Origin of the sequence: Ciceribacter lividus (assembly GCF_003337715.1) — a bacterium.
In the GTDB taxonomy this organism is placed as follows: Bacteria; Pseudomonadota; Alphaproteobacteria; order Rhizobiales; family Rhizobiaceae; genus Allorhizobium; species Allorhizobium lividum.
On record NZ_QPIX01000002.1, the window covers coordinates 46,170 to 63,086 of the forward strand.

Here is a 16,917-nt window from a genome sequence, read left to right on the forward strand (position 1 = left end):
TCGTTTCAAGAGGCGGAGCGAAAATTCGTCGGACGGCGCGAGACCGTGTTCTTGCCTTTGAGGTGTGTCGCGCTTGCCCTATTGTCGGCGCCGAAGAAGAGAGTCGCGACCGGAGACGGGGCGATGGCAACGCTGGAGAGGATCGCAAAGATGAGCGGAAGACATCACGAGTACAGCGCGACGGTGACCTGGATCGGCAATCGCGGCACCGGCACCTCCGGCTACCGGGACTATAGCCGTGACCACGTGATCTCTGCCCGCTCCAAGCCGGACATACCGGGCTCGGCCGATCCGGCCTTCCGCGGCGACGCCGAGCGCTGGAACCCGGAAGACCTGCTGGTCGCCTCGGTCTCGGCCTGCCACAAGCTGTGGTACCTGCATCTCTGCGCGGTGAACGGCGTCGTCGTCACCGCCTACGAGGACCGTGCGGAGGGGCTCATGGTGACGGAGGAGGACGGCAGCGGCCGCTTCACCCAGGTCGTGCTGCATCCGCGGGTGACGATCTCGGCCGGCGATCGCGAGCGCGCAGCATCCCTGCACCACGACGCCCACGAGAAGTGCTTCATCGCCAATTCGGTCAATTTCCCGGTCCGTTGCGAACCGGTGATCGTGGAAGCGTGATCAGTCGAGCCAGGCGTAGCCGAACTCGAACGTGTCGCCGTCGGCGGCATAGTGATAGGGCACTGCGCGATAGGACGGGCGCAGATCCTCGCCGCCGGCGACAAGTCCGCTCTTCGTCAGCAGATCGACGAGCACCGGCGGCACGGGCGTCATGTCGCCCTTGGGACTCCGCCAGACGACGAGGGCCGGCCGCTTTTCAAAGGCACTGGGCGGCAGCTCGACCGGTGCATGGGGCATTGCCACCACTGCTTCCGGCGCATTGAGGCGCAGGCTGCCGGCGATCTGCTTGTCGCCGCCGATCACGAGGGCAGGCGCCGCACCCCGCTCGTCGACCACTGCGTCGTAGAAGGGACCGATCGGGGCGTTGAAGCGCGTGTATGCGCCGATCCGCGGGCCGATCATCGGGCCGAGGAAGAGATAGGCGAGCGTGGCGACCGAAACCGCGAAGACGGGAACGGCAAAGGTCTTCAGCCGGCCGTCGAGCGAGACGCCTGCCGCCTCGGCCTTGAGCGCGAGATAGAGCGGCAGCGGCAGGAGATAGAGGACCAGCCACTTCTCGCGGATGCTCGTGGCGTCGAGCGTCACGACGATCACCGCCAGGATGGCGAAGAGGATCAGCAGCATCCGGCCGACGATCCGCGTCCACGGGCTCGATGCGCGGAGGATCGCGCCGAGGTCATGGCGGAAGACGAGGCCGAAGAGCAGCAGGAGCGGGGCGATGCCCCGCAGCAGCGCGAAGGCGAGGGCAGCGAGCCCGATGAGCGCGCGCAGGAACCTCGATCCGGCTTCGATCTCCCGCATCTCCCGCATGGTACCGCCGGTCGCCAGATCGAGGTTCTGCAGGAACCAGAGGGCATGCGGCAGCACGAGCAGGGCCGCGATAGCGATTGCGACCGCCATGCGCCAGTCGAGGATGCGCTTGCGGTACTCCGCCTCCGGCAGCACGGCGAGGATCGCCGCGAGCGGCAGAAGCGTGAAGTTGTACTTGGAGAGCAGCCCCATCGCGACTGCGACGCCCGCATAGAGATAGGTGCCGAGGCTCGGCCTCTTCAGCGTCAGGAAGAAGGCGTGCAGGAAGAGTGCTGCGGCGAGGATCGCCGCGACGGTATGGGAGAGATCCCGCTGCGACATCAGGAAGATCGACGGAAAGGTCAGGATTCCGACGACCGCGACGGCCTGCAGCGTGCCCGAGCGCAGCACCTCGCGGGCCGCGAGCCCGTAGAAGAAGGCGGTGAGGAAGAGCAGCAGGTTCTTCAGCACGCTCAGCACTGCGATCGAAAGCCCGAAGGCCGAGATCATGCCGTGCTGCAGCCAGTCGTAGAGCGGCGGCTGGCGGCCGTAGCCGAGCGCGAGGAACTGCGAAATGTAGACGAGCTCGGATTCGTCGACTTCGAGCGATGGCGGCAAGGTGCTGCGGTGAAGGATCGCCAGCAGGTAATAGCCGGCGACCGCGACGAGTATGACGCCGAGCGCGCGGCTGCCGCTGCCGGCTTCCCTCATTGCGCGCTCTCCCGCGTGATGACCTCCCGGACGATGTAGTTCGGCGTGTCGTCGCCGCGATAATAGGCGCGCGCCAGCATCTCAGCGAGGATGCCGGTGGTGATGAGCTGCACCGACGACAGGACGAGCATGACGGCGATTAGCAGCAGCGGGCGGGTGCCGATGTCATTGCCGAAGATGAACTTGTCGATGAAGAGGTAGGCGAGGATGAGGCTCGAAACCGCACCGATGCCGAGGCCGAGCGAACCGAAGAAATGGCCCGGCCGCGCCTTGTAGCGCATGAAGAACATCACCGAAAGCAGGTCGAGGATCACCCGGAAGGTGCGGGAGATGCCGTACTTGGAGACGCCGTACTGGCGGGCGTGGTGGGTGACCGGCATTTCGCCTATGCGCGAGCCGGGCACGACGCCGGCAACCCAGGCCGGGATGAAGCGGTGCATTTCGCCCATCAGCTGCACCTGCTTGATGATGGCGCCGCGATAGATCTTCAGGCTGCATCCGTAATCGTGCAGCTTCACGCCGGTGAAGCGGCCGATCAGGTAATTGGCGATCCAGGACGGGATCTTGCGCATCAGCAGGTCGTCCTGGCGGTTCTTGCGCCAGCCGACGAGGAGGTCGAGCTTGCGCTCTTCGAGCGCGGCGACCATGCCGGGAATGTCCTTCGGATCGTTCTGCAGGTCGCCGTCCATGGTGGCGATCAGGCGTCCGGTGGCGGTGTCGATGCCGGCCTGCATGGCGGCGGTTTGGCCGAAATTGCGCTGCAGTTCGACGATCTTGAGGTCGAGGCCCTCGCGGTCGAGAGACTGGCGCGCCCGCAGGACGGTGGCGTCGGCACTGCCGTCGTCGACGAGCACGAGGTCCCAGGGTTTGCCGAAGCCGGCCATCGCGGTGCAGATGCGCTCGATCAGCGGACCGACGCTTTCCTCCTCGTTGAAGAGGGGTACGACGATCGAAAGTTCGAGCGCGTTCTCTGCGCCCTCACGGGCGTCGGTGGATACGGTATGGCCGTCCAATTCTTCTGCTCCTCGGCTGCTCATCGCGGTCATTTCCCGGCGCCTGATAGTCCTTAATGCCTTATCCCGATAGGGAGGAAAAGCAACAACATGGTGAAAAGCTCATGAAATCCGGCGCTTTCGCCGCTTAACGTCCTTTCGGGACCAGGTAGGAAAACGCAACGTGATAGAGGTCGCCCGTCCGACCGTAATGATAGGGCACCGCGACCTCGCCCGTCTCGCCGACCGTGAAAGCCACGTTGCCGGCGATCCACGAGGCGAGCACCTCCGGCTGACGCGGATCGGGCTGGCCGTCGCGCGTACGCCAGACGACGAGCACCGGGCGGGAGGGATCGACCACGGGATCGACGGGATTCTGGCCCGGCACGGAGACGGGCAGGTCCGGCCGGTGCAGGCGAATATTGCCGGCCATCTGAAGGTCCGACGTCAGGACGAGAGCGGGACCGGCCGGCGCTTCCGCAAGAATATGCTCGATCGCCGGGCCGTAGGGCACGTTGATCTTCTCGTAGCGGCCGATCAGTCCGAGCACGGGGATACGCAGGAACAGCACCGCCGGCACTAGCACCATGACAACGAGTGCGATCGGCAGGAACCGGCGGAGGACGGCGGAGACGTCGGTTCCGGCGGCCTCGGCCTTCAGCGCGAGATAGAGCGGCAGCGCGAGGTAGAGCGGCGTCAGCCAGCGGTCCTTGATGCTGGTGGCGCCGAAAAGCACCATCAGCACCAGTGCCGCGGCGGCGATCAGGAAGATGCGGGCGAAAAGCCGCGTCCACGCGCTGCGGGCGCGCAGGATCGCCTTCAGGTCTTCGCGCAAGGTGAGCGCGAAGGGAAGGAGGGTCAGCGCCGAGAAGCCGATGAAGGCGAGAAGCAACGACACGAGCCCGGTCAGGATCTGTTCGGCCCGACCCGACGTTTCCTCCGAGGTGAGCTTGCCGAGTGTGCGGCCGGTCGCATCCCCGACATGGTCGAGGAACCAGAGGCCGTGCGGCAGGAAGACGACGACCGCGACGAGGCCCGCGAGAAGGATGCGCCAGTCGAAGAGGCGGCGGCGGAAGGCGGGGTCCGGCAGCACGGCAAGGGCGGCGGCGGCCGGCAGCAGCACGAAATTGTATTTCGAGATCACGCCGAGGCCGACGGCGAAGCCGGTCAGCAGGTAGGAGAGGGTGGTGCCGGTCGTGAGTGTACGCAGGAACGCGTAGAGAAAGAGGCTGGTCGAAAAGATGACGGCGACGGTGTGGCTGAGATCCCGCTGCGCCTCGAAGCTCACCTGCGGGATGGTGAGGAGCTCGAGGACGGCGACGATCGCAAGCTCCCGGCTGCGAAGCACTGTCTTCGCTGCCAGCCCGAAGAAGACGTAGGAGGCGAACAGCATCAGGTTCTTGAGGAGGGCGAGCGAAAAGAGCGTCGGGCCGAGGAGGGCGACCACCCCGTATTGCAGCCAGTTGTAGAGCGGCGGCTGCGAATTGTAGCCGGCGGCGAGCCATTGCGCGAGGAAGAGCTGTTCGCCCTCGTCGAGGTCGAGCGAGCGCGGCAGCAGGAGCCGCAAAGCCAGATTGATCGCGAAATAGACGGCAAGCAGCGCGAAGACGAGATTGGGACGCTGCCTCAGGGTTGCGAGCACCGGGATGTCCTTGTCATTGCGTCTTCCGGGCGGCGGTAGCGCGAGGCGGCCCGGGCGCGGGTGCAGGGCTCCGGAAAACTCTGGCGTTTGTTGGCGCGGTTGTTATAGGAACGGGTCTCCAAGTGCAATCCGGAAGTGCCTGGCCGATGCAGACAGACGAGAAAGCCGCAGCGCCGTCGGCCCTTGCGCGCCACCGCGTGACGATCGTCGCGGTTGCCGCCGTGCTCTTCTATCTGGGCTTCGTGCAGTATCTCTGGGGCTGGCGGCAGATCCTCGGCCAGTGGAACGAGATCGGCTACGGCCCGGCGGTGCTTGCCTCCGCACTCCTCGTCTCCACCTATTTCGCCCGGACCTACCGGCTCTACGACTATTTCCCTGCCGAGACCAAGGGACGCTTCGTCGAGCTCTTCCACGTGGCGCAGGTCCATAATCTCCTGAATATCATGCTGCCTTTCCGCAGCGGCGAGACCAGCTTTCCGCTGCTGATGCGCTCGGAATTCGGCGTGCCGTTGCTGCACGGGACTTCGGCGCTGCTCGTCATGCGGCTTCTCGACCTTCACGCGCTGCTGGCAGCCGGCGGGCTCGGCCTCGTTGCAGCTTCCGGCAACCGGGCGCTGGCGGGCGCCGTCTGGCTCGCCTTCCTGCTGTCGCCGCTTCTCGCCTACCAGCTCAAGGCGCCGGTCCTGGCACTTGCGAAGCGCCGGCTGACCGGCAAGCTGCTCCGCATCACGGAAGGGCTGGAAGACGGCCTGCCGTCCTCGACCCTGGGGCTCGTGCGCGCCTGGGGCATGACGGTGCTCAACTGGGGCGTCAAGGTTCTGGTGCTGGCCTGGGTGCTCGGGCTTATGGGCGTCGGGCCGATCGCCGCGGCCTTCGGCGGCGCGCTCGGTGGTGAGCTCTCCTCGGTGCTGCCCGTCCACGCGCCGGCCGGCGTCGGCACCTATCCCGCCGGCATCGTCGCCGGTGCCGTCTCGCTCGGCGCCTCCACCGCCAGGCCGGCGATGGACATTCTCGGACGCGCGAGCGTCAACCTGCACCTCATCCTGATCATCTCGGCGCTTCTTGGGACGCTGCTTTCCGTGGCGCTCTCCACGCTCGACCGTCTGCGCCGCGGCGGCTGAGGCCGGGCAAGGACTGCCCGGCCGGGACGGTTCCCTTACTGGAAGGCCGTCTCGAAGAAGCTTCTGAGCTTGCGCGAATGCAGCCTTTCCGGCGGCATGGCGCCGAGCTTCTGCAATGCCCGGATGCCGATCTGGAGATGCTGGCTCACCTGCGTCCGGTAGAAGGCCGTCGCCATGCCCGGCAGCTTCAGCTCACCGTGCAGCGGCTTGTCGGAGACGCAGAGCAGCGTCCCGTAGGGCACGCGGAAGCGGAAGCCGTTGGCGGCGATCGTCGCCGATTCCATGTCGAGGGCGATCGCGCGCGACTGCGACAGGCGCTTGACCGGCCCGCGCTGGTCGCGCAGTTCCCAGTTGCGGTTGTCGATCGTCGCGACGGTGCCGGTGCGCATGATGCGCTTCAGCTCGAAACCCTGGTAACCGGTGATTTCCTCGACCGCCTGCTCGAGGGCCACCTGCACTTCGGCGAGCGCCGGGATCGGCACCCAGACCGGCAGGTCGTCGTCGAGCACGTGGTCTTCGCGGACATAGGCGTGGGCGAGGACGTAGTCGCCGAGCCGCTGGCTGTTCCTGAGGCCCGCGCAGTGGCCGAGCATCAGCCAGGCATGCGGGCGCAGCACGGCGATGTGGTCGGTGATCGTCTTGGCGTTCGACGGGCCGACGCCGATGTTCACCATGGTGATGCCGGCGTGACCGGGCTTCTTCAGGTGGTAGGCCGGCATCTGCGGCAGGCGCGGCGGTGCAAGCCCGGTTTCGGGCTCACTGTGGCCGGCCGGCGTCTCGATATTGCCGGGCTCGACGAAGCAGGTATAGCCGCCGCCGCCTTCGGCCATCAGGTTGCGGGCGAAGGCGCAGAACTCATCGACGTAGAACTGGTAGTTGGTGAAGAGCACGAAGTTCTGGAAATGCGCCGCACGCGTCGCCGTGTAGTGCGAGAGCCGGGCGAGCGAATAGTCGATGCGCTGCGCGGTGAAGGGCGCCAGCGGGTGCGGTTCGCCCGGCTGCGGCTCGTATTCGCCGTTGGCGATCTCGTCGTCGGTGGTGGTGAGGTCCGGCGTGTCGAAGATGTCGCGCAGCGACAGGTCGGCAAGGCCGCTCGCCGCCGCCTCGACATGGGCGCCCTCGCCGAAGGCGAAGTGCAGCGGGATCGGTGTCGACGATTCCGAGACGAGGACCGGCACCTGGTGGTTGCGGATGAGAAGCGAGATCTGCTCTTCGAGGTAGTGGCGGAAGAGGTGCGGCTGGGTCACCGTTGTGGTGTAGAGGCCCGGCGACGTGACATGGCCGTAGGAGAGGCGGGAATCGGCATGGCCGAAACTCGTCGTCTCGATCGCCACCTGCGGATAGAAGGCGCGGTAGCGTCCGGTGATCGGCGCGCCCTTGGCGATCCCGCCGAAGGCGTCGATCAGGAAGGCGGTGTTGCGCTCGTAGAGAGCCGTCAGCGCGTCGGCCGCCGGCTTCGCTTCGGTGAAAACCCGCGGCTCATAGGGCTCGGGACTGATGAAGTTGATGGGTGTCTGTGTCGAGATTCGCTTGTTCATGCGCCATTATAGAGTGGACTTTCTGACAAGCAAACGACGTGAGGCCGCCGGCGGTGGAAAGAGCGGCCTGCGTCCGCCGGGCCTCAGCTCATCGACTGCCGCTGCAGGCTGACGAAGAGGACGAAGCCGGCGCCGGCCTTGCCGATCACCGGACCCTCGGCCTTGGCGAACCCGAAGGCCGTCAGCGGGCCGAGGAGGAGGGCGGCGAAGAGCGCGATCCTGAGACCGGAGGCAGCGGACTGGAGGAGCGTTGCGGACATGATCGGTTCCCTCGGGAAGGCGCTTTTGTTTTCGATGATGCCGTTTTGACACGCGGCGTCTGAACGCTTGCTGAGACGGCGGTTCATCGGCCGTTCATCCGCGGGGCGGTCACGCGGACGTGAGGCGGAAGAGGAGGTACCGGCCTTGACCGCGGCGATGTCCTTCCCAAATTGTGGAGGCATTCCCGATGCACGACCGGCCAAGGGCCGGCAAGACGATCCGAAATCCCTTTGCGCCGATCCGGCAAACCTTCTTAAAGGAAACATTCATGGCCGCACCGATCGAACTCTATTACTGGCCGACACCGAACGGCTGGAAGATCTCCATCATGCTCGAGGAACTCGGCGTGCCTTACGAGGTCCGCTATGTCGATATCGGCAAGGGCGAGCAGTTCGCGCCCGACTTCCTGAAGATTTCCCCGAACAACCGCATGCCGGCGATCATCGATCCCGATGGCCCGGGCGGTGCGCCGATCTCGGTCTTCGAGTCGGGTGCCATCCTGCAGTATCTCGGCCGCAAATACGGCAAGTTCTACCCGGCGGAGGAACGCGCCCGCGTCGAGGTGGAAGAGTGGCTGTTCTGGCAGGTCGGCGGTCTGGGTCCGATGGCCGGCCAGGCGCACCACTTCCGCCAGTATGCACCGGAGAAGATCGAATACGGCATCAACCGCTATACCAACGAGGTGAACCGCCTCTACGGTGTGATGAACAAGCGGCTCGCCGACCGGGAGTTTCTGGCCGGTGACTACTCGATCGCCGACATGGCCTCGATCGGCTGGGTCGTGCCCCACAAGAACCAGGGCCAGGACCTCGACGATTTCCCGAACCTGAAGCGCTGGTTCGAGACGATGATGGCGCGTCCCGCCGTCGAACGCGGCATTGCCGTCGGCCAGGAGAAGCGCCGCAACGTCGCGACCGACGAAGAGGCGAAGAAGGTGCTGTTCAACCAGACGGCCCGCTGAGCGGCGCATTTTCGCCAGAGCCGCCCATGAAAAGGCCCGGGGATCGCAGGATCTCCGGGCCGTTTTCGTTCTCAGACAGGTACGATCAGAGACGTGACCAGGTCTGGCTCTTGCAGAGGATCGAGAGCACGCAGCCCTTCATCTTCAGCGCGTTGCCGGAGACGGTGCCGTAGCCCGAATAGGTCTTGTCCGTTTCCGGATCGGTGATCTCGCCCTTGTAGCTCTCGCCGTTGCCGCTCATCTTGCCGATCTGCTTGCCGGCGAACTTGCCGCTCTTCAGCGTGACGCAGAAAGCGCCGCCGCAGGGCGCGATCTGCGCCGTGGAGCCGCTTGCCGTCTTCCAGTTTCCTTCGATCGGCTCGGCGGCCTGAGCCGAAACGGCTCCGAACGCCATCGCCATCGCCAGTATGATCTTCCGCATGTGAATCTTCCTCCCGAAATGATGCCCCAAGGCAGTGCGGACGGCCCGGCTTTCGCGAGGACAGAGGACGCTCGACCCTTCCTCGCCCACACCGGGGCCGTCTCGACGTGAAAAATTATCTTACGCAAACGTAAAGGTAAATAGGCCTTTCCGCCCAAAATCTCGGGGGGCGGCGCGGTGTCCTTGCCGCGTCTCGCCGGGCAAGGATGCTGAGGACAATGGATTTCGTGGTTAGCGTTCGGTTGACGGCAAAATCTGAACGGAAGGTTAAAGGCGCGCGGAATTCCTTAATTTCCAGAGCTTCCGATGCTTAACGAAAACCCAATTTTACGAAGCATTTGTACTTTGTTTTCAGCAAATTAAGCATGGCTTTTAAGCGCCCGTTGAAGGCCCTGTGGCATAGTGGAGCCATCAAACGAGCAGGGAAACTGCCGCTCCGGAAGCCTCCGAAAAACGCCGCAGAAAGACGGCCGGGAGGCGGACGGAAACCCCGCAAGGGGAAAACAGGGAAAGAAAAGAAACGACAGGCAAGACAGGGACAAAACCGATGGCACGCTCAGACATGCAGACTTCCGAAACGACCTTCGCGGCAGGCGACCTGCGCCCCGAAGCGCTCTGCGACATGGGGCTCATGTATGCGACGGGCCGCGGTTGCGATCCTGACCTCGTCTCGGCCCACAAGTGGCTGAACATCGCGGCGATCCGCGGCTGCGACCGCGCCGCCGAGCTTAGGGCCGATCTTGCCCGGTCGATGAGCAAGGCCGATCTCGCCACGGCCCTTCGCGAAGCCCGCGAATGGATGACGATGCACTGAGCGGCAGCAATTCTCCCCCGGCGCCCGCCGGGGGACCTGAGACACGACCCTGGGGGAAACGGGGGTACGTGGGAGGGTTTCGGAAACGGAATCCGAATGACGAAAGGGCCGCGACCGGCAAGCCGGCGCGGCCCTTTTCGTTTCTCCGGGAAAGCCTCGGCCGCTCAGAGCGTTTTCAGCACCTTCGGCAGGCTTTCCTCGAAGAGATCGAGGTCGGCGGCAAGGCCCGCGCTGACGCGGATACAGCGGTTGAGCGGCGCCACGCCCGGCATGCGGATGAAGACGCCGTGCTCCATCAGCCCGTCGACGATGGCACGCGAGCGGATGCCGTCGCCGCCGCAGTCGATCGCGACGAAGTTCGTCGCCGAAGGCAGCGGATCGAGCCCGTTCGCCCGCGCGATCGCGCTGATACGATCGCGGGCGGCGGAGATGCGGCCGAGCACCTCGGCGAGATAGGTCTGGTCGGCGAGTGCAGCGAGCGCCGCTTCGGTCGACAGCCGCGCCATGCCGAAATGATTGCGGATCTTGTCGAAGGCCGAAACGGTACCGGGCGTGCCGATCGCATAGCCGACACGGGCGCCGGCAAGCCCGTAGGCCTTCGAGAAGGTGCGGGTGCGGATGACGTTCGGCAGGTCGATGAGGTCGGCGATCGGCGGCGTGGAGCCGGCGGGCGCGGTCTCGCAGTAGGCTTCGTCCAGCACCAGCAGGGTGGTTTCCGGCAGCGCGCGGGCAAAGGCGGTGATGCTCGCCGCATCCCACCAGCTTCCCATCGGATTGTCCGGATTGGCGAAATAGACGAGCGGCGCGTTCTCCCGCTTCACCGCCGCGAACAGGCCGTCGAGATCCTCGCGGTCGTCGACATAGGGTACGGTGACCAGCCGGCCGCCGAAGCCGTTGACGTGGAAGTTGAAGGTCGGATAGCCGCCGAGCGAGGTGACGACCGGCATTCCGGGCTCGATGACGAGCCGCACGATCAGCCCGAGCAGGCTGTCGACGCCTTCGCCGACCGCGATGTTTGCCGGTGCCGTGCCGAGATGGGTGGCGAGTGCCGCCTTCAGGGCGTGGTTTTCCGGATCGTTGTATTTCCAGATTTCTCCGGATCTGGCGGCGATGGCCGCAAGCACCGAAGGCGCCGGGCCGAAGCCGCTTTCATTGGCGCCGATACGGGCGAGCACAGGCCGCCCGCGCTGGCGCTCGATGGCTTCCGGGCCGACGAAGGGAACGGTGGAGGGCAGGGCGCTGATCAGCGGCGTGAAGCGCGAGAAGGCGGTCATTCGGCAAATTTCCCGGCGAGTTGCGAAACGCCGGTACAATAGAAACAACGGCGGCGGACGCAAGGCCGGATTGCCGGCCTTCGGTTCACCGGCGCTGTGCCCGTTCCATTTTCTCGCCGATCATGAAATCGGCGCGCACGATCCGGTGCAGCATGTTTTCCGGCAATGCCATGATGAACCTCACGCCGATCCGGCTGCCGTTGCGGTAGACCTCGGCGCAGCCGATGCGCTCGGAAATCCCGGGTACCTGCAGGTAATAGTGTTCCGGCAGGCCGATCGTGGTCGAGACATGGATGCCTGCACCGCCCTGCGAGATGTCGACGATCTCGCAGTGACGCATGGTGATGCCGGAAAGGCCGCGGTTCACCGCGACGATGCGGGCCGGGCGCTTCACGTAGAAGCGTTCCCATCGCCGTTCGTACATTTCCGATTGCACCTTCGCCAGATGCGTCGCGCGCAGCATGCTCACGTTCCCAAACCCCCGAAAGATGGCGCCTTTTGTCGAGGCTGCAGCAAAACCGTTGTCTTGCCGTCAACGGAATCCATCGCTTTTTAGCGAAATGACATTTTGCCGGGTTTCCGGGGTGCGGGACGTCGCACAGAGCGTTATAATTTGATCACAATCAATGTTGCGAGGTTCCGACTGGCCTAGCTTTCGAAAGAACGGACACCCTTGTCGCCGCGTGCGGGAGGGCGATACCGGGGCAGGTATATTCGCGCTTGCTTGAACAGGCCGGACGAGATGCCTACAATCACGAAAAGGGGCGAACGGCCCCGCAACCAAGGAGGCAGACATGAGCGGGATCGTAATTGGTCGGAAAGCCTGGGTGGTCGTATGCGACGGCGGCAAGGCGCTGTTCCTGCGCAATGACGGGGACGCTGATCTCGTCAACCTGACGGTCGCCGATCACATGGGCCAGCATGTCGAGGCGACCCGGGATCTCGGCGTCGACCAGCCGGGCCGCGCCTTCTCCTCGGCGGGAGCGAGGCGCAGCAGCATGGGGGAAACCGACTGGCACGACCAGGCCGAGACGGAGTTCCTGAAGGACATCGCCGCAAAGGTCTCCGAGTTGGTAGAGGCACATGAGATCACGGCGCTCATCCTTGTCGCGCCGCCGAGGGCGCTCGGCGTTCTGCGCGACGCGCTGGACGGGCTGCCGGAGGGTGTCATCCGCGCCGAGGTGGCCAAGGACATGGTGAAGGAGACGGTTCCGGAGATCGAGAAGCACCTCGCGTCACTTGCGTAACCGCGGGCGAGAAGACAAGAAAAAGAACGCCTCCGGTCTTGCGGCCGGAGGCGTTTTCGTTTGCGGGCGCAGGCGTTTCTAGAGCTCGAACGAGAGCCGCACCACGTGGTGCAGGAACTCCGGATCGATCAGCATGTTGAAGCCGACGGTCACCTTCTCTTCCTCACGGCGGATGAAGGTGCAGCCGATCTCGTCGTGAATGCCGAGGATTTCGAGGAAGAAGTGGTTGGGCAGCATCACGTGCGGGCTGAGCTCGACCTCGGCGCCGTAGAGCGAGATCGTCCTGACGAGGCAGCGCAGCGAGTTCTTGGTGCTCAGATGACGGCCGACGAAGATGATCTTGCCGGGCCGGTCGACCGAGTATTTCTCGTAGACCTGGTCCTGCGGAATCTCTCTTTTGGCGTCCGGTGCGATCCTCAGAGGCATTTCACCCTCCCTGAATTGACGTCGTGCCATCAATCTAGCGAAAGATTACTGACGTTTTCTCAACGCCGCCGCTCAATTTTTCCCGCTTCGGGGCGGTCGCCCGTGTCCGTCCCCGCGGCGCTCCTTGACAGACCGGCGCCGGCACCCCATTAAAAGGGCCGGTTGAGGCGCCGGCCGCTCGCGGGTGAAAACCTTTGGTGAAGTCCTCCCTCGTTCATGGAAAGCCCATCACGTGCATGCGTCATGGGGCAATGCGAGCCCCCTGTTCAAGATACGCGTGCGACGGAAGAAGGAGGCTGCCATGAGCATGGCCCATCTGACCATTGACGATCTGAAATCCCAGGCCCGCCGGTTGCGCGAGGCGATGTCCGCGGCGGGAACGCCGCTCACCCACAGCGCCGCGCTCGAACTCGTCGCGAAGAGCCACGGCGCGCGCGACTGGAACACGCTGTCCACACTCGCCGCCAGGACCGACAACGTACCGGCGCCGCCGGCCACCGTCGGCGCGGTCGTGACCGGCGAGTATCTCGGCCAGCGTTTCCGCGCCAAGGTGCTTGCGATGCGCAAGCTCTCGAACAGCGACTACCACGCGATCACGCTGCATTTCGACGAACCGGTCGATATCGTGACCTTCGACAGCTTCTCGGCGTTTCGCCAGCGCGTCAGTGGCACGATCGACGGGCGAGGGGTCTCTCCCCAGCGCACCTCGAACGGCCGTCCGCACATCGTGCTCGACGCTTAGCGCCGGTCGGTGCCACCCTTATCAAGTTCAAAGACGCGGTCCGGAACGGCTTCATTGCCGGTCCGGCGCCCGTCGTCAGGATTCGTCATGACATCTCAGTCCTTTGGAAATCCCTATCTCGCCGGAAGCATTTCCCGGCTCTTCCTGCGCACGGCCACGCCGATCGTGGCCATCATGCTTTTGAATGGGCTCTACGTGATCGTCGATGCCTGGTTCCTCGGCGCCTATGTGGGTGCTGCGGCACTCTCCGCGGTCACGCTTCTCTTTCCCGCGCTGATGGCCATGCTGGCATTGCAGGCGCTCGTCGCCTCCGGCATGGCGAGCATTCTCGCCCGGCGCCTCGGTGCGGGAGAAGCGGCGGTTGCCCTTTCTGTTGTCGTCTCGGCTCGCCGGCTGGCACTCGCGATAGCGGCCCTTCTCAACCTCTTATACTGGACCGTCGGCCGCGATCTCATCCCTCTCGCGGCCGGTGGCGACGGCGAGGTGGCGAGGCTTGCCGAGGCCTTCATGGCGGTCGCCGTGGCGGCCCAGCCCGTGGCCATGTTCCTCGCCGTCGAGATCGACCGGCTGCGTTGCGAGGGGAGGATCGCAACCATGACCCGCATCACGGTCGCCGCAGCGCTCCTCAACATTCTCCTCAACTGGCTGATGATCACGGTGCTCGGTCTGGGAGCGGCGGGCTCGGCGCTGAGTTCCGCCACCGCGCAGGCGGCATGCCTCGCCGCCGTCCTCACATGGCGCAGGCGTCACGCGGCGGGCGAGGCGATGGAGAGCGGACGGCCGAGCCTCGGTGACATGCGCGGTATTCTCGCCCTCGGAGCGCCGGCAAGTCTCGGCTTTCTCGGCATTTCGCTCGCCTCGGCGGCGATCATCGTCAATCTCGCGCGGTGGCAGACGGTGCACTACGTCGAGACGGTGGCCGCCTACGGCATCGTGACCCGCATCCTCTCCTTCGCCTACCTGCCGCTGATGGGGCTGGGGCTCGCCTTCCAGACGATCTGCGGCAACAATTTCGGCGCCGGAGAGCGTCCACGGGTCGCCGGGAGCCTTGTTATCGCGGTCGTTTCGGCCTTCCTCTACTGCCTCACCGTCGAGGTGTTCGTCGTGCTGGCGGCCGGGCCGATCGGCCGGGCGTTTTCCGGCGATGCGCTGGTGGCGGCCGAGTTCGTACGGATCATCCCGTGGATGCTCGCGGTCTATGTCCTGTTCGGCCCGGTGATGATGCTCGGCGCCTATTTCCAGGCGATCGGCGATGCTGGGCGGGCGGCGCTGTTCGGATTGGCGCGGCCTTATCTGCTCTCGATTCCGCTCACCTTCCTCCTGCCGTTCTTCTTCGGCGAGGCGGGGATCTGGCGGGTCGCGCTCTTTGCGGAGACGGGCATGCTGGCGCTGACGGCGCTGGTGATGATGCACGGCCGGCGCCGCGGCCTGCCTTACGGCCTGCTGCCGCGCTGAGCGGCGGAGGTCCCGGCGTAAGGCATTGACACGGCGCGCGAAGTCACCGCAAGGTTCGCCCATGCCGATGCCCGAAGAACTCGCCGACTGCCTCGTCCTCAATACGGTTTCCGCAGCGCGGTCTCTGCTGCGCCGCTATGATGCCAGGCTGAAGCCCTTCGGCGTCACGGTGCAGCAGTTTTCGCTTCTCGGGGCAATCCGCTCCCACCCGGAGGAGCCCGTGGCCTCGCTGGCACAGCGCATCTCGCTCGACCGCACCAGCCTGACCCGCAATCTGGACCTCCTCGAACGCAAGGGGCTCGTGCGCCGTCTCCCCGGCCCCTCCGGCAATGCCAGGTTCTGTACGCTGACGGAGGAGGGCGACGCGCTGCTCGAGCAACTCCTCGTCGCGTGGCGCGACGCCCAGCCCGGCCTGCTGACCGGCCTTTCCGCCGACGAGGTCGCCACCTATCTCAAGGTCGCCCGGCATCTGGCACGATGAGGCTTCGGTCCGGCCGCCAAGTTGCCGCTTGTATAGTGCATATGCACAGTGTAAATGCACGATACTGATGCAATACAAGCGGGAGATCGCGGATGCATGAACCAATCGTCATAACGGGCCTCGGTGCGGTCTCGCCCCTGGGCGCCGGCGTCGATGCCACCTGGAGCCGGTTGCTTGCCGGCGAGAGCGGCATTCGCACCAATACGCGCTTCGACACCGAAGGCTGGAAATGTCGGATTGCCGGTCTGGTGCCGAGCCATACGGACGACCCGCAGGGCTTCGATCCCGAGGCGGCGATGGACCCGCGGGAACTCCGGCGGACCGACCTTTTCATTCATTATGCCATGGCGGCGGCGAAGGAGGCGCTGGACCAGGCCGGCTGGCATCCGGAAGACCCGGCGGACGGCATGCGCACGGCGACCATCATCGGCACCGGCGTCGGCGGCGTGCCTGCGATCACCGCGGCGACGGAACTGATCCGCACCTCCGGCACGCGGCGCCTTTCCCCTTTCGTCGTTCCCTCCTTCCTGCCCAATCTCGCGACCGGGCAGGTTTCCATCCGCTTCGGCTTTCACGGTCCGTCAGGGGCTCCGGTTACGGCCTGCGCCGCCTCCGCGCAGGCGATCGGCGATGCCATGCGCCTGATCCGCAGCGGCGAGGCCGACATTGCACTCTGCGGCGGCACGGAAGCCTGCGTGGACCCGGTCGCGATCGGCGGCTTTACCGCGGCAAAGGCGCTCTCCTTCGGCTTCAACGATGAACCGCATCGCGCCTCCCGCCCGTTCGATGCGCATCATGACGGCTTCGTCCTGTCCGAGGGGGCCGCCATGCTGGTGATCGAGCGGCTCGGCCATGCCGAGGCGCGCGGCGCCCGTCCGCTGGCGGTGTTGTCCGGTTACGGCACCACCACCGACGCCCACCACGTCACGGCGGGCTGGCCCGACGGGCGCGAGGCGGCCCGGGCGATGGAGCTGGCGCTTGCCGCGGCAGGGCTCGCGCCGGAGAAGATCGGTTACGTCAACGCGCACGCAACATCGACGCCGGTTGGTGACGCGGCGGAACTGGCAGCCCTGGAAAGGGTCTTCGGACCGAGTGGCGGCGGCGTTGCCGTCAGTTCGACCAAATCGGCGACGGGGCACATGCTCGGAGCGGCCGGCGCGATCGAGGCGGTCTTCTCGATCCTCGCGATCCGCGACGGCTTGCTGCCGGCGGGCCTCAATATCGAGGAGCCGGCGCCCGAGGCGGAAGGTTTCAACCTGCTGCGCGGCAAGGCGTCGCCGGTTCGGGTCGACCATGTCCTGTCGAACGCCTTCGGCTTCGGCGGGGTGAATGCCGCCCTGGTGTTCAGTCGCTTCGCATGACGCCTAAAGAAAGAGCCGCGCCGGTCGCCCGGCACGGCTTCTCTTGAGTCGGGAACGTCG

The 16,917-nt window shown here is 65.5% G+C and carries 18 protein-coding genes; 9 read left to right on the forward strand and 9 right to left on the reverse strand.

Going from position 1 to position 16,917, the window contains the following annotated elements; translation table 11 throughout:
• Positions 1–150: 150 nt before the first annotated feature.
• A complete protein-coding gene (locus DFR48_RS04085) occupies positions 151–621 on the forward strand; it encodes an OsmC family protein (protein WP_114362303.1) in 471 nt (156 codons plus the stop codon).
• Here the strand turns inward: DFR48_RS04085 and DFR48_RS04090 are convergent, their stop codons facing one another.
• The 3 genes from DFR48_RS04090 to DFR48_RS04100 form a co-directional block, all read right to left on the reverse strand.
• Positions 622–2,121, reverse strand: coding sequence for a glycosyltransferase family 39 protein (locus DFR48_RS04090; protein WP_114361893.1), 1,500 nt, complete (start codon positions 2,119–2,121; stop codon positions 622–624).
• Positions 2,118–3,158 (reverse strand): glycosyltransferase family 2 protein, encoded by a 1,041-nt coding sequence (locus tag DFR48_RS04095; RefSeq protein WP_114362304.1) that lies wholly within the window; start codon positions 3,156–3,158, stop codon positions 2,118–2,120. Before DFR48_RS04095 ends, DFR48_RS04090 begins: the two co-directional genes overlap by 4 nt.
• Before the next feature lie 103 nt (positions 3,159–3,261).
• On the reverse strand, positions 3,262–4,755 hold the full coding sequence (locus DFR48_RS04100; protein WP_170141797.1) for an ArnT family glycosyltransferase: 1,494 nt from the start codon (positions 4,753–4,755) through the stop codon (positions 3,262–3,264).
• 146 nt (positions 4,756–4,901) lie between these two features.
• Here DFR48_RS04100 and DFR48_RS04105 point away from each other — a divergent pair, with 146 nt between their 5' ends.
• A complete protein-coding gene (locus tag DFR48_RS04105; protein ID WP_114361895.1) occupies positions 4,902–5,876 on the forward strand; it encodes a lysylphosphatidylglycerol synthase domain-containing protein in 975 nt (324 codons plus the stop codon).
• A gap of 35 nt (positions 5,877–5,911) precedes the next feature.
• Here DFR48_RS04105 and DFR48_RS04110 read toward each other — a convergent pair whose 3' ends face one another.
• Entirely contained in the window at positions 5,912–7,414 is a 1,503-nt protein-coding gene (locus DFR48_RS04110) for an AMP nucleosidase (protein WP_114361896.1), read from the reverse strand.
• Positions 7,415–7,497: 83 nt separating this feature from the next.
• A complete protein-coding gene (locus tag DFR48_RS21895; protein WP_170141798.1) occupies positions 7,498–7,674 on the reverse strand; it encodes a hypothetical protein in 177 nt (58 codons plus the stop codon).
• A gap of 269 nt (positions 7,675–7,943) precedes the next feature.
• On the opposite strand from DFR48_RS21895, the gene DFR48_RS04120 reads away from it, so the two are divergent.
• Complete coding sequence (locus DFR48_RS04120) at positions 7,944–8,636, forward strand: glutathione S-transferase family protein (RefSeq protein ID WP_114362305.1); 693 nt, start codon at positions 7,944–7,946, stop codon at positions 8,634–8,636.
• Between the two features lie 85 nt (positions 8,637–8,721).
• On the opposite strand, the gene DFR48_RS04125 is transcribed toward DFR48_RS04120, so the two are convergent.
• Entirely contained in the window at positions 8,722–9,057 is a 336-nt protein-coding gene (locus DFR48_RS04125; protein ID WP_114361898.1) for a DUF2147 domain-containing protein, read from the reverse strand.
• 547 nt (positions 9,058–9,604) lie between these two features.
• On the opposite strand from DFR48_RS04125, the gene DFR48_RS04130 reads away from it, so the two are divergent.
• Positions 9,605–9,871 carry an SEL1-like repeat protein gene (locus tag DFR48_RS04130; RefSeq protein WP_114361899.1) on the forward strand — a complete coding sequence of 89 codons (267 nt, stop codon included), beginning with the start codon at positions 9,605–9,607 and terminating at the stop codon, positions 9,869–9,871.
• Positions 9,872–10,035: 164 nt separating this feature from the next.
• Here DFR48_RS04130 and DFR48_RS04135 read toward each other — a convergent pair whose 3' ends face one another.
• Both DFR48_RS04135 and DFR48_RS04140 read right to left on the reverse strand, forming a co-directional pair.
• On the reverse strand, positions 10,036–11,145 hold the full coding sequence (locus tag DFR48_RS04135; protein WP_114361900.1) for a pyridoxal phosphate-dependent aminotransferase: 1,110 nt from the start codon (positions 11,143–11,145) through the stop codon (positions 10,036–10,038).
• Between the two features lie 85 nt (positions 11,146–11,230).
• Positions 11,231–11,614, reverse strand: coding sequence for a PilZ domain-containing protein (locus tag DFR48_RS04140; RefSeq protein ID WP_114361901.1), 384 nt, complete (start codon positions 11,612–11,614; stop codon positions 11,231–11,233).
• A gap of 325 nt (positions 11,615–11,939) precedes the next feature.
• On the opposite strand from DFR48_RS04140, the gene DFR48_RS04145 reads away from it, so the two are divergent.
• Positions 11,940–12,392 (forward strand): baeRF12 domain-containing protein, encoded by a 453-nt coding sequence (locus DFR48_RS04145; RefSeq protein WP_114361902.1) that lies wholly within the window; start codon positions 11,940–11,942, stop codon positions 12,390–12,392.
• A gap of 78 nt (positions 12,393–12,470) precedes the next feature.
• Here the strand turns inward: DFR48_RS04145 and DFR48_RS04150 are convergent, their stop codons facing one another.
• Positions 12,471–12,818, reverse strand: coding sequence for a hypothetical protein (locus tag DFR48_RS04150; protein ID WP_114361903.1), 348 nt, complete (start codon positions 12,816–12,818; stop codon positions 12,471–12,473).
• Positions 12,819–13,119: 301 nt separating this feature from the next.
• Here DFR48_RS04150 and DFR48_RS04155 point away from each other — a divergent pair, with 301 nt between their 5' ends.
• The 4 genes from DFR48_RS04155 to fabF all read left to right on the forward strand — a co-directional run bounded on the left by DFR48_RS04155 (position 13,120) and on the right by fabF (position 16,857).
• Positions 13,120–13,560 carry a glyoxalase superfamily protein gene (locus DFR48_RS04155; RefSeq protein WP_114361904.1) on the forward strand — a complete coding sequence of 147 codons (441 nt, stop codon included), beginning with the start codon at positions 13,120–13,122 and terminating at the stop codon, positions 13,558–13,560.
• A gap of 87 nt (positions 13,561–13,647) precedes the next feature.
• Positions 13,648–15,015, forward strand: a complete 1,368-nt coding sequence (locus DFR48_RS04160) for an MATE family efflux transporter (protein ID WP_114361905.1) — start codon at positions 13,648–13,650, stop codon at positions 15,013–15,015.
• 61 nt (positions 15,016–15,076) lie between these two features.
• Positions 15,077–15,496 carry a MarR family winged helix-turn-helix transcriptional regulator gene (locus DFR48_RS04165; protein ID WP_114361906.1) on the forward strand — a complete coding sequence of 140 codons (420 nt, stop codon included), beginning with the start codon at positions 15,077–15,079 and terminating at the stop codon, positions 15,494–15,496.
• Positions 15,497–15,588: 92 nt separating this feature from the next.
• On the forward strand, positions 15,589–16,857 hold the full coding sequence (gene fabF / locus DFR48_RS04170) for a beta-ketoacyl-ACP synthase II (protein WP_114361907.1): 1,269 nt from the start codon (positions 15,589–15,591) through the stop codon (positions 16,855–16,857).
• Positions 16,858–16,917: the final 60 nt, after the last annotated feature.